The organism is Paenibacillus glycinis (assembly GCF_009909185.1).
In the GTDB taxonomy this organism is placed as follows: Bacteria; Bacillota; Bacilli; order Paenibacillales; family Paenibacillaceae; genus Paenibacillus_Z; species Paenibacillus_Z glycinis.
In genome coordinates this window covers 14,981-27,277 of record NZ_JAAAMV010000014.1, presented here as the reverse complement: position 1 = coordinate 27,277, position 12,297 = coordinate 14,981, and the positions used below count along the sequence as shown (strand labels likewise).

Sequence of the window (12,297 nt, the reverse complement as noted above, 5' to 3'; positions counted from 1 at the left end):
GCGCTCACCGTCCTCTATGATTCGTGATTAAATCATAAAGAGATACCGGCCTCGATGCAACTCTCTTGATCGCACGCACGCAGGAAATGAAGCAAAATCGCGCGCAAGCCGTCCGGGTCGCTCAGCATCGGCAGATGGCCGGCGGCCATGCTTTCCACGCGGGAGGGAGCGAGGTTCGCGATCATTCGCTCCTGCACGTCCGAGCCGAATTCCCGGTCGCGGGTCAATTTGACGTAAAGCGAAGGCACTTGAGGAACGGCCGACCCGCAGGCGTCCGCATAGACCCGAATCGCTTCCGGCACGAAGCCGTCCACGATGGCCGCAGCCCGCTCCGGCGATAAATCATGGCAGAGCCCGCTCCGAATGGCCGACGCCGGAGGCTTCGTGCCGAACAGCCGCATGACGGCGCCCACAAGTAGCCGCTTCGGCATCGGGAGCGCCGACAGGAAAGATCCCCCGTCGCGCGGAATCGCCGCGCCGACCGCGACGAATCCCGCAAGCCGCCGCTCCGCGGCCAAGGAAGCGGCGAGCTGCAGCGCCGGCACGCCGCCGAGCGAATGCGCGACGACGACGATCCTGCGAACCTCCCAAGCCTCCGCTTGCTCGCGGAGATGCGCCGCATAATCGGCCAATCCGAGCCGCAGCCTCGCTTGCCCGCCGCCGTCGCGGAACGGAAAATCCGCCAGCAGCGCCGGCGCGCCCAGCCCCGACGCCACCTCCTCCCAGATGCTCCCGCGCAATCCCGCGCCGTGAATGAACAGCATGCCGGTTTCGTGTCCTGCCGCTTGACTGCCTGCTATCCCCGCCATTCCGATGCCACCCTTTCCTCCTCGTTTCTAGTCTTTATTGTAGCAAGGCCGCGCGACAGAACCTGTCAGCGAACGTCAAACGATTCGGCATCATCGCGCCGCATCCTGACGGGACCGAGCTTCCCCATAAGAAGAAAAGCCGGGCGGAACGCTCGCCCGAGTGTCCCGTCCGGCCCTGCTTATCATTAAGCTGAACGTACGGCGGATCGCGCATCGGCGCGGCATCCCGCCGTCCCCGAGGCAGGATTGCAGCTTTTCAATAGCTCGCGCGAGGCTTGACGATACGTGACGTCCGTCAGCCCCCTGCAACCGGAGTCATGACCGCGCGTCCAAAATGCCGGCCGCGATGATCGTAAAATCGGTCGTGTCGACGATACCGTCGGCATTGACGTCCGCCCGCCACGCGCTGCTCCAATCGGCGGCTTGCGGCGTCGCGCGGTAGTGGTCCAGCGCAAGCGACAGGTCCGCCGCGGTCAAGCTGCCGTCCCCGTTCACGTCGCCGAGATCGGCGTATGCCCGCAGCACGACCGAAGCCGAATCGCCGTCCTTGGTCGGCTCGATATCCGCGTTCACCCCGCTCGACGCGATCGTCGCCGCGAGCAGCCGCAGGTCCGCCTGCACGCTCTTCGCGCTCGGGTCGAGCGGATCGAAGGTCAGCTTGATCATGTCCGTATAAGCCGTCGTCGTCATCGAAGCCGGAAAGCCGGCCAGAACGCGAACGGTATCGCCGCTGACCCGATTGTCGACGACCGCGCCCGCCGCCCCTACGGCTTCCACGCTTCGCAAGCTGAATTTCGTGCTGTCGAAGCCGAAATCGGCGCTCACGGCATTGAGCTTATCCGCGCCGTTCACCGCCAGATAAAACTCCAGGCTGCCGCCGTTCTCTTTGATTACGACCGCATTCTTCGCATAGAGCTTCACGCTCGGAACCGCCGAGCCGCCGTCGCCCGGGTTCGCGGGGGGATTGCCGCTCCCGCCGGACGTACCCAGCAGCAGGACGTAGTCGATCTTCAGGCTGTCGAAATTGTCCAGCTCGTCGTCCTTGTTGATCTGCAGCTTCACGGTGGCTCCTGCCGGAATCCGAACGTCGCTCAAGACGACGTAGCCGTAGCTGTTCGACCAGGAACGGCCGTGCTGCGCGAACAAAATATTCTTCTTGACCAGGACGTCGTTGACGTACAACGAAGCCCTCTGATCCGATTGCCAGCCTTGGTAGACGATCGCGATGCCGTCGTCCGCCTGCGGCGCGTTCGCGAACGTCAGCGCGTTGAGCGATCTGTACATGACCGCGAATTCGCCGCCGGACGCCCACGGATCGCCGTGATACCGGAAGGCGCTGCCCGCAAGAACGCCGTCCTCGCCTTCGAGCTTCGCGTAAGACTCGCCGCTCGCGACGATATCCGACGGCTCGATTGCCGGGGAAGTTTGAGGCGCGCCGCTCGGGTTCCACAGCTCGCTGAACTTCGCGGAAGCCTGCGGGAACGTCACGGTATCGTACAAATCATGGTCGCCGTCGCTTGCCGATACGTTGAAGTACACATGCCAGGCCACGTTGTTGTTCGCGATCCAGTCATGCATGTTTTGAATGAAGACGGGGTTGTCGCCGCCGCCCATGCCGTCGGATCTCGTCGCGAGCCCCCATTCGCAGATGCCGAGCGGAACGCCTTGATCCTCCGCGAAATCGGCGATCATGCCGAGGCCCCAGTTGCCGTCCGATACCTCGGCGTTCCAAGCCAGCTGCTGTCTTCTGGCTCGCTCGGCCGGATCGGCCGTCTGGTACTCCGGGCCGTACAACGGCTGACCGTTGCTTTGCGCCCACGTCTGGTCGTAATGGTCGATGCCGATGAAGTCCACGTAGTCCCGGCCCGGGAACGCGGCCGGAAGATCGACGCCCCACACCGCGGTCGACGGGTTCCAGACGAACTTGAAGTGCTCCCCGTCGATGCTGCGGAGCGTCGTGACGAATTGGCGGAACGCTTCGGCGAAATCGGCGCATTTCTGCTCGTGGTCGGGTTCGTTGGCGTTGCCGACCGTCCAGTAGTACCAACCGCCGTTGAATTCATGGCCGAACCGGATCATCGCGTTGTCCATGCCGGCCGCGATCAGATTCTCGCCGAGCTCCCGGTAATGCGCGTTGTAATCCCCATGCGCCGCGGCCGCCAGGCTGCCGCCCGATTTGGGGAACGGATACGTCGCCCACAGCATGCTCTGCGCGTATGGCGAGTCTTTCCAAGCGTCCAGCCGGTTGCCGCCTTCCAGGTCGGACCACGTGTTCTGTTCGAGGAAGTCCTCGGCCAGATACGGGGTCGTGCCGGTCCACGCGCCGAAATCCGATACGCCGTCCGGGTTGCGATCCCAGGAATACGCGCCGAGATTGGCGATGCCTTCGTACTGCTGCGCCGGCGGATTGTCCGATTGATCCGGATACCGGACGAAGACGTTTCCTTTATCGCCGCCCCAATATTTCAGTTGCTCCTCGAACCCGGCGTTGCGCAGCAGGTTGGCTCCGCCCGTCGGACCGAAGGTCGCCTCGTCGATGTACATCGTCCCGGCCGCTTCCGATTGGGGGAGCACGTTGCCCGCGCTGTCCAAGATCGAGAATACGATCGTGCCGGCGTACGAGCCCGAGTTGAAGCTCGTCGTCACGTGCGTCCAGACATCCGCCGCCTTCGGACGCATGAAATGCAGATTCTCGCCGCCGCTGAGCTTCGCTGCCTTGATCGTGACGGCCCCGCTGCCCTTGATCCAGGCGCCGAACGTGTAATCCGTGTTGGCCGTGATCCCGGCGATCTGCTGCGTCGCGGACTTCCAATCGGACTTGAGTCCCTTCGTAACCGCCTGCATGGAACGGTTGCCCGCGTAAATGTTCGTCGCGTTGCTCGGATCCGTCGCATCGTAATTCGTGCCGTCGTCGTTCGGGTCCTGCGGATCGGTCGGATCCGTCGGCTCCCCGGGCGTCGTCTCGTCGGTCGCGACGACGGAGAACACGTCCTTCACGCTGCTGTTCCAACCGGCGAGGCTTTGTTCGAAGCCCGAATTTTGCAGCAGGTTGACGCCGGAGTCCTTCGCGCCAAAGTAAGCGCCGTCGATATACATCGTGCCCGCGACTTGATTTTGCGGGAACGCGGTCGCCGCGCTGTCCACGACGGAAAACACCATTTTGCCGGATTTCGCGCCCGAATTGAAATCGACGCTTTCATACGTCCAATCATCCGTCGCGACGGGGCGCTTGTAAGTGACCGTGGAGCCGTTCGACGACACCTTCATCGTGACGATCCCGCGGCCCTTCACCCACATGCCGAACGAATAGTCCGTGTTCGCGGCGATGCCGCTCACTTCTTGCTCCACGTAAGCCCATAAGGATTGCTCGCCCTTCAGCGCCGATCTCAGCATGTACGTCCCGGAATGGGGCGTAACGGTCTCCGTGCCCGCATCTCCCTCCGCGGCGAACGCGAATGCGCCCGGCAAGACCGATAACATCAGGACCGCCGCGCAGAATAACGCCAACGCCGTTTTGAGCTTCTTGACCCGTTTCATCAAATCATCCTCTCCCTGTCTTGTCGTAGACCGTAATTCTTCCAGCTTGAAAGTTGACGCAAGCCTGAATTTCTACTACATTTTAGAAAAGAAAGCGCTTAAAATATAGTTTCATTTTAGTTTCACTTATCGCCCTGATTTCAATTTAACGCGGCTTTTACCGGAGAGGATGCGGCACATGCCCAGAAAAAAACAGGTGACCCTGCAGACGATCGCCGACGACCTCGGCTTGACCATCCATACGGTGTCCAAGGCGCTGCGCGGCCTGCCGGGCATGGCGGAGGCGACCCGCAAGACGGTGGCCGACCGGGCGCGCGCGCTGGGCTACCGGACGAAGGAGCAGGAGACGGGCCTGTTCGGAGAGCGGATTCCGGCGGTGTACGGCAAATCCCGGCGGTTCGCGATGCTCATTATCGGGGATACGAATTTCCACCGGCTGCAGCTGGAGGGCGTCCGGCTTCGCTTGAACGAGCTCGGCCATTCGCTGTACCCGCTGATCGTTCCGGGCGGCTTGTCCGAAGGCGCGGAATTCCAGGCCTGGCTGGACAGGAACGACCTGTTCTTCGCCGACGGCTTGTTCCTGACCGCGGCGATTCCCGAATGGATGGAGGCCGTCCTGCTGCGGCTGCCCGTCCCCAAGGTGCTGATCAATTATCCGCCGGACCTGGCGGAGGTGGACAGCATCGTCTGGGACGTGGAGTATGCGGTCCAGCGCTCGATGGAGGAGCTGTACCTCCACGGCCACCGGCGCATCCTGTACGCGGTCGACATCGCGCCGCTGCGGGGATTCCATCTCCGATGGAAGGCGTTCACGGATGCGGCGGAGCGGCTTGGATTGGAAGGCTTGACCGCTCCCGGCGAGCATGTCACCGGTCCGGCGGGGGACAGAACCGCATGGCTGGAGGACCTCGGCGGCAAGCTGAGCTCGGGCCGCTTCACCGCGGTCATCAGCGCCGTGCCGAACATGGCGGAGTGGATCTATATCGCGGCAGGCTTCCTGAAGCTGAACATTCCGGAGCATTTCTCGCTGATCGGGATGGAGAACGAGGAAAATCCGTATTTTCCCGAGATGTCGCGGCCGTATCTGCTCGTGCGCGAAGTCGGCGAGCGGGCCGCGGAGCTGATGCTGCGCAGGATCGCCAACCCGCTGCTGCCGTTCGAGCAGGTGCGGCTCAAGGGCGGCTTCTACCTCGGAAGCACGATTCGCACGATCCCGTCGTGAACGCGCGGAACAGCCAGGCAATCATCGTTGCGGGACGGCGGCAGCGGGCGGCAGACTTTGGCGCTGGCCCGCATACGACTTTGCCGCATACTTGAATGTAACCCTTATGAAGCTCCAAAATAAAAAGAAGACATTCACCCCAAAGGTGCGAAAGGGGGAATGTCTTCTTTTCGTTGAATGGCCGTTTTCGCGCTTAGCAAGCTTCGCATCACGGCAGCCGAATGCCCCCATGATCCGCATGCTCGATGCGTGCAGGAACTAGTTCACGATCAAATTCATGGTCATGCCCTGCTCCATATGGTTCGGTTTATCGCAAATCACTTTGTACGTGCCGGTCTTATCCGGGGCGGTCCAGTCGAATTCCGCGGTTTTCCCGGGGTCCACGTCTTGATCGAGCTTTAGTTCCTCGCTGTTCATATCATGCGGTACCGTGCCCGTGTTCGAAAGCACGAAATGCACGGTATCGCCATGCTTCACCGTGACCTCGGCGAGCGAAAAGCTGAATTCGTTCATGTCGATTTTAACCGTTTGCGCGCTCGACGCACCCGCCGAGGCATTTCCCGATGTCGCTTCGGTGTCATTCGTTTTGCCGGAACACGCGGACAATACGCCGGTCAGAGCAACGGCGACCAAACAAGTACGGACAAGCTTTTTGTGGATCATTACCCTCTCACATCCCATTCGCTGCGTAATTTAACCCCTCTTTACACGTAACGCGGTTGATGGAGAATCGGTTCGATCCTTCGGAAATATGCTCCCCGCAGCCGCTGCGGGCCGGTCGATGCGCCCGCGATTGCCGCGAAGGGAGCTCTGCTCCTTGCAGCGGTCCGGTCGGCGCCGGTTTAGGACGAAAGCAAAAAGAGCCCCGTCCGGAACGCGGCTTCGTCGATCGACGAACGTTCCGGTCGTGAGCTCTTCTATCCGGATCCGATTTACCAGGCGGCGATGCAGCCGTCGGTTCGCGGCTCGGTGCCGCCGATGAGCGCGCCGCTCGGCTCGCGCCAGATGATCTGCCCGCAGCCGAACGATTTGCGGTCCAGCCTCAGCTGAAGCTGATGCCCCCGCTGCTCCAGCTGTCTGGCCAGGTGGTCGGGGAACCCGGTCTCCACGGCAAGCTGCTTGCCCTCCAGCCACTGCCATCTCGGCGCGTCGAGCGCCGCCTGCGGGTTCAGACCGAAATCGACCAGGTTCGATATCGCCTGGACATGTCCTTGCGGCTGCATGAAGCCGCCCATGACGCCGAACGGGCCGACCGCTTCGCCGTTCTTCGTGATGAAGCCGGGAATGATCGTATGGTACGGCCGTTTGCCCGGCTCGACCGCGTTCGCGTGCCGCGGATCCAGGGAGAACGACGCGCCGCGGTTCTGCAGGCCGATGCCCGTGCCCGGGACGACCAGACCGGAGCCGAAACCGCTGTAATTGCTTTGAATGAACGAGACCATGTTGCCTTCCCCGTCGGCCGTCGCCAAGTACACGGTACCGCCGCTCGGGAGCTGCCCCGGCACGGGCAGCAGCGCCTGTTCGCCGATCAGCTTCCTGCGCTGCGCGGCATACGCGGGAGAGAGCAGCTCGTTCACGCTTGCCTGCATCCGCTCCGGATCCGTAATGAACTGCAGGCCGTCGACGAATGCCAGCTTCAGCGCTTCGATCTGGGCATGGCAGGTCTCGATCGATTCCCTATGGGTCAGGGGAATCTCGTTCAGCACGTTCAGCGCCATGAGCGCGACGAGTCCTTGCCCGTTCGGCGGCATCTCCCAGATGTCGTACCCCCGGTAGCGGACGGAAATCGGATCCACCCATTCGGGCCGGTGCGCCGCCAGATCCTCCTTCCGGATCAAGCCGCCGGTGTCGCGCGCGAAGCGGTCCAGCGCTTCCGCCAGCTCGCCGCGATAGAACGCTTCGCCCTTCGATTGCGCGATCGCGGCCAGCGTCCGCGCATGATCCGGCGAGCGCCAAAGCTCGCCGGGCCGCGGCGCCCGGCCCTCCGGCGCGAACACGCGGAACCACTCCGCGAGCAGCGGATCCTCCGCCTTGGCGGACCACGCCCGGTAAGCCTTGGACCACGTAGCCCCAAGCTCCGGCGTCACGGCGTAGCCTTCGTCCGCATACTGCACGGCCGAATCGAGCAAGCGCGCGAACGGCAGCCGGCCGAACCGCTCGGACAGAGCCGACCAGGCGGACGGCGCGCCCGGCACGGTCACGGTAAGCCAGCCGTTCGCCGGCATCGCGGAATCGAAGCCTCTCTCCCGTACGGCCTCCATCGTCATCGCCATCGGAGAGCGGCCGCTGGCATTCAATCCGTGCATGCGCCCTTCATGCCAGACGATCGCGAACGCATCGCCTCCGATCCCGTTCGCCGTCGGCTCCACGACGGTCAAGCACGCCGCGGCCGCGATCGCCGCGTCGATCGCGTTGCCCCCCTGCTGCAGCACGCGAAGCCCCGCCTGCGACGCGAGCGGCTGCGAAGTCGCGACCATGCCCTTCCGGGCAACGGCCGCCGTCCTGCGCGAAGGATACGGATAATTCGTCAAATCGAACGTCATGTAAGCAATCCCCTTCCTCTTCCAAAGTACCGCATGATAAACACATTGGTTTACCATTTCGCTAGACGCCCTTCCGATTCCTCCCGCCCGGATAGAGAAAACCGCCTTCATCCGGACTTCGCCTCGATTGGTCGGGCGTGTCCAACCAACTAGGCGCCGTCCGGGGAGGCGGTTCATAACGGATAGATTGTACGCAATAAAAAATAACTCCGCTGATTTCATCCGAAGCCATTTCATTCGTGCTACAAACAAGAGCCGTATTAGGCATCTCTTGCGATTTATTATGCACCCAAAGAATAGGGTGAAGAAGTGACCGGAGGTCGGGATGGAGCCGAAAAAACGAAGTGTTCGCCTTTGTAGTCGGATATCAACCTATAATTGTCTTCCCATTCAAGATATCCGACTACAACAGCGATTGCAGGCCCATCCCGACCGCAGGTCACGCCCTTTTCACCATCTTTCGCTTTCCTATTCGAGGAAGCTGGCGAATGCTGCATTCCCGTCTCGCGACGGAAACGCAAACCAATCTACTCGAGGAAGCTGGCGAATGCTGCATTCCCTGTCTTCCGACAGTGAACGCAAACCAATCTACTCGATGAAGCTGGCGAATGCTGCATTCCCTGTCTTCCGACAGTGAACGCAAACCAATCTATTCGAGGAAGCTGGCGAATGCTGCATTCCCTGTCTTCCGACAGTGAACGCAAACCAATCGCCTTAGGAATCCATCGATTTGATCTCCCCCGCTCCCGCCGCGGTCGCCAGATTGTTTTTGCGCTCCAGCATGATGTTCCGGAAGTAGATGAAGACGCTCGGCGCTTGGCCGAGGATGAACACCGGGTCCCGGCGATAGATCGCGTAGATCGACAGCACCACGCTGCCGAGAATGCTGTACACCCAGAAGGAAAGCGGCACGACGGTACGCTTCGCCTTCTCGCTGGCCAGCCACTGCGTGATGAAGCGCATCGTGAACATGATTTGACCGATGAACCCGAACACGATCCACGCCATGTTGCCGGCGGAGATGTTGCCGATCAACGAATGCCACCACATCTTACTGTCCCCGGATCTGGTAGCGAATGACCCGTTTGCGCAGCCAACCGATCACGATCGCGTCCATCAGACCGACGAACGCGCGGTTGAATACGCCGTATTTGGACACGCCATGCTGCCGTTCTTGATGGGATACCGCGATCTCGATGACCTTGAAGCCGTTGATCTTCGCGAGCGTCGGCAGAAAGCGGTGCATCCCTTCGTACAAATAATAACTGTCGGCCACTTCGCGCTTCATGAGCTTCATCGGGCAGCCGGTATCGTAGATCTTGTCCCCCGTCAGCCAATTGCGGACGCCGTTGCCGATCCGGGACGATACCTTCTTCACCAGCGTATCCTTCCGTCTGACGCGCTTGCCGTTCACGAAATCCATGTTCGGAATGTACGGCATCAGCTTGAAAATGTCGCGCGGATCCGTCTGCAGGTCCGCGTCGATCAAGGCGACGAGTTCGCCGGAGGACTCCTTCATGCCGGCAAAAATCGCGGCGGTTTGGCCGCAATTTTTCGTGAAATGGATCACCTTCACCGCGGGATCCGCTGCCGCCAGCTCGTTCAGGATGCCGGCGCTCCGGTCCTTGCTGCCGTCGTTGACCAGCACGATCTCGTAGCTGTCCACTTTGCTCTGGACGGCGTTCGTAATCGCCTCGTGCAGCAGCAGGATATTCTCTTCTTCGTTATAGATCGGCGCGACGATCGAGAGCTTGACCATTTGTATTCCCCCTATACCAAGTGACGAACTTATTCAAGCCATCGGCGAAATCGGTCCGCGGGTCATAGCCGAACAGCCGCTTGGCCTTGGATATGTCCGCGTACGTCCGCGCCACGTCGCCGGGCTGATTCGGCAGCCGGCGGATCCGGGCCGTCTTGCCGAGCGCCTGCTCTACGCCGCGGACCAGCTCAAGCAGCGAAATCGTCCGGTTCGTGCCCAAATTCACGATTTCATAGACGTTCTCATGCCCCTCGACGTAGTGCAGCGCGCCGACGATGCCGTCGATAATGTCCCCGACATAGGTGTAGTCGCGCCGCGACGAACCGTCGCCGAAGACCGTCAGTTCCTCGCCGCGGTCAAGCATGCGCACGAATTTATGGATCGCCAGGTCCGGCCGCTGCCGCTCGCCGTAAACGGTGAAGAAACGCAGCATCATCGTATCGATGGCATGCAAATGATAATACGTGTGCCCCAGCACCTCGCAGGCTTTCTTCGTGGCCGCGTACGGCGATATGCTCCGGTCGACGATGTCACGCTCCGAGAAGGGAACCTGCGCGTTGTTGCCGTACACGGACGAGGACGAGGCGCACAGCCATTTGCGCACGCCGTGCTTCCGCATCGCCTCCAGCACGTGGAGCGTGCCGCGCACGTTGACGTCCTCGTAGAGCAGCGGGTCCGCGATGGAAGGCCGCACGCCGGCCATTGCCGCCAGATGGATCACCGCGTCGATCCGCTCGCCCGCGAACGTGCCGTCCAACTCGTCCGCATGCCGAATATCCGCAGCAACGAGCCTGTAGCCGTCCCCGTCGACAGCCTGCTGCAGATGAAGCAGATCGGTTTCTTTGTTAAAAGATTGAAAAGTCGATTCCATTCCTTTACTATTCAGGATATTCTTAATCTTGATTTTGTAGTCGTACGCGTCGTTGAAGTTGTCGACGCAGACGACGCGGTGACCCAGCCGCAGCAGACGTTCGCACAGATGGGAGCCGATGAAACCCGCTCCCCCGGTTACGCAATAAGTACTCACTTTGCCTCCTCCAGGGTATACGCCAGTTCGCTCGAGCCGACCGGGTAATAGCGGAAAAGCCGACGCACCCGCGGATGCTCCGCGAACATGTTGCGCAAATCGAAGAAGGCGTTGCCGCGCATGCTTTTCGCCAGGATGTCCCAGCTGATCTCCCTGAACTGTTCCCATTCCGTCATCAAGACGATGGCGTCGGCGTTCTGCGCGCAGTCCGCCTCGCTCTCGCAGTAGGTCACGAGTCCGTTCAACTCGGTCCATTGGCGCTGCGCCTGCTTCATGCCCTGCGGACAGTAGGCTTTCACGGCGGCGCCGCGGCTTAACAAGCCGTTAATAACAGCATAACTGGGCGCATCGCGAATATCATCGGTCTCGGGTTTGAAAGACAACCCCCAGACGGCGATCGTTTTCCCCTTGAGCGTGCCGTCGAACGAGAGCTGCTCGGCGATTTTGGCGACCATGCGGCTCTTCTGTTTCTCGTTGGCGGTCATGGCGGCGCGCACGATATGCAGCTCTTCGCCGTTCCGCCGGCCGATGTCGACCAGCGCCTGCGTGTCTTTGGGGAAACAGCTCCCGCCGTAGCCGGGACCGGCCTGCAGGAAATGCGGGGAAATGCGTTCGTCGAGCCCCATGCCGGCCGCGATGTCCCCGATGTCCGCGCCGACCTTCTCGGACAGAAGCGCGAGCTCGTTGACGAATGATATCTTGACGGCCAGGAACGAATTGGATGCGTACTTGATCATCTCGGCCGTCTCCAGATTCGTATAGAGGAAGGGAACGTCCTCGCGGATATGCGTCTCGTACACCGCTTGAAGCATCCGCTTCGCCTGTTCGCTCTCGGTCCCGATGACGACCCGCGACGGCGAACGCGAATCGCCGACCGCCTTGCCCTGCCGCAGAAACTCGGGATTCGACGCGACGTCGAGCCGGAAAGGCGCATGCCGCGATTTTAGCGCGCCGTCCAGATAGCGCGCGATGGTCCGGTTGGTGCCGACCGGCACCGTGGATTTGCTGACGACCACTTTATAGCCGTTCGCGTATTTGCCGATGGCCTGCGCGACTTCGTGGACATAGGCAAGATTGGCGCTCCCGTCGTCCTTGGCAGGCGTCCCTACCGCGATGAAGATCACGTCGCTGGATTGAATGACCTCTTTGGCGCTCGTCGTGAACGACAGCGTCCCCTCCCGAATGCCGCGTTCGAGCAGCTCATCCAGACCCGGCTCGTAGAGGGGAGTAATTCCGTCCGTCAATCGCTTGATCTTATCGGCGTCTACGTCCATGCAAGTCACCTGGAAGCCGTTACCGGCAAGAACGGCGCCGTGGACAAGCCCGACGTACCCCGTTCCCATAATGCCAATCTTCACCATCGTTCCACCTCATATCCAGCAAGATGAGAATAATTAGTT

9 protein-coding genes are annotated in these 12,297 nt (G+C 61.3%); 1 reads left to right on the top strand and 8 read right to left on the bottom strand.

Features of this window, described 5'->3' with window-relative positions:
• Positions 1-32 precede the first annotated feature (32 nt).
• Complete coding sequence (locus GT019_RS17675; protein ID WP_161744517.1) at positions 33-809, bottom strand: alpha/beta fold hydrolase; 777 nt, start codon at positions 807-809, stop codon at positions 33-35.
• A gap of 315 nt (positions 810-1,124) precedes the next feature.
• On the bottom strand, positions 1,125-4,346 hold the full coding sequence (locus tag GT019_RS17670; protein ID WP_161744516.1) for a glycosyl hydrolase: 3,222 nt from the start codon (positions 4,344-4,346) through the stop codon (positions 1,125-1,127).
• Positions 4,347-4,524: 178 nt separating this feature from the next.
• Here GT019_RS17670 and GT019_RS17665 point away from each other — a divergent pair, with 178 nt between their 5' ends.
• On the top strand, positions 4,525-5,568 hold the full coding sequence (locus GT019_RS17665) for a LacI family DNA-binding transcriptional regulator (protein ID WP_161744515.1): 1,044 nt from the start codon (positions 4,525-4,527) through the stop codon (positions 5,566-5,568).
• Between the two features lie 258 nt (positions 5,569-5,826).
• Here the strand turns inward: GT019_RS17665 and GT019_RS17660 are convergent, their stop codons facing one another.
• From GT019_RS17660 to GT019_RS17635, 6 genes are all read right to left on the bottom strand, one after another.
• On the bottom strand, positions 5,827-6,231 hold the full coding sequence (locus GT019_RS17660; protein ID WP_161744514.1) for a cupredoxin domain-containing protein: 405 nt from the start codon (positions 6,229-6,231) through the stop codon (positions 5,827-5,829).
• 269 nt (positions 6,232-6,500) lie between these two features.
• A complete protein-coding gene (locus GT019_RS17655; protein ID WP_161744513.1) occupies positions 6,501-8,111 on the bottom strand; it encodes a gamma-glutamyltransferase family protein in 1,611 nt (536 codons plus the stop codon).
• 714 nt (positions 8,112-8,825) lie between these two features.
• Entirely contained in the window at positions 8,826-9,161 is a 336-nt protein-coding gene (locus GT019_RS17650; protein ID WP_161744512.1) for a lipid-A-disaccharide synthase N-terminal domain-containing protein, read from the bottom strand.
• A 1-nt stretch (position 9,162) separates the two neighbouring features.
• Entirely contained in the window at positions 9,163-9,870 is a 708-nt protein-coding gene (locus GT019_RS17645) for a glycosyltransferase family 2 protein (RefSeq protein ID WP_161744511.1), read from the bottom strand.
• Positions 9,836-10,897 carry a GDP-mannose 4,6-dehydratase gene (locus GT019_RS17640; RefSeq protein WP_161744510.1) on the bottom strand — a complete coding sequence of 354 codons (1,062 nt, stop codon included), beginning with the start codon at positions 10,895-10,897 and terminating at the stop codon, positions 9,836-9,838. The genes GT019_RS17645 and GT019_RS17640 overlap by 35 nt, the downstream gene beginning before the upstream one ends.
• Entirely contained in the window at positions 10,894-12,258 is a 1,365-nt protein-coding gene (locus GT019_RS17635; RefSeq protein ID WP_201755435.1) for a UDP-glucose dehydrogenase family protein, read from the bottom strand. Before GT019_RS17635 ends, GT019_RS17640 begins: the two co-directional genes overlap by 4 nt.
• Positions 12,259-12,297: the final 39 nt, after the last annotated feature.

What these genes read in the sequence shown, in the direction of transcription:
- GT019_RS17670 (WP_161744516.1), bottom strand. Translation starts at nt 4,346, where the DNA reads ATGAAACGGGTCAAGAAGCTCAAAACGGCGTTGGCGTTATTCTGCGCG.
- GT019_RS17635 (WP_201755435.1), bottom strand. Translation starts at nt 12,258, where the DNA reads ATGGTGAAGATTGGCATTATGGGAACGGGGTACGTCGGGCTTGTCCAC.
- GT019_RS17675 (WP_161744517.1), bottom strand. Translation starts at nt 809, where the DNA reads ATGGCGGGGATAGCAGGCAGTCAAGCGGCAGGACACGAAACCGGCATG.
- GT019_RS17650 (WP_161744512.1), bottom strand. Translation starts at nt 9,161, where the DNA reads ATGTGGTGGCATTCGTTGATCGGCAACATCTCCGCCGGCAACATGGCG.
- GT019_RS17645 (WP_161744511.1), bottom strand. Translation starts at nt 9,870, where the DNA reads ATGGTCAAGCTCTCGATCGTCGCGCCGATCTATAACGAAGAAGAGAAT.
- GT019_RS17655 (WP_161744513.1), bottom strand. Translation starts at nt 8,111, where the DNA reads ATGACGTTCGATTTGACGAATTATCCGTATCCTTCGCGCAGGACGGCG.
- GT019_RS17665 (WP_161744515.1), top strand. Translation starts at nt 4,525, where the DNA reads ATGCCCAGAAAAAAACAGGTGACCCTGCAGACGATCGCCGACGACCTC.
- GT019_RS17660 (WP_161744514.1), bottom strand. Translation starts at nt 6,231, where the DNA reads ATGATCCACAAAAAGCTTGTCCGTACTTGTTTGGTCGCCGTTGCTCTG.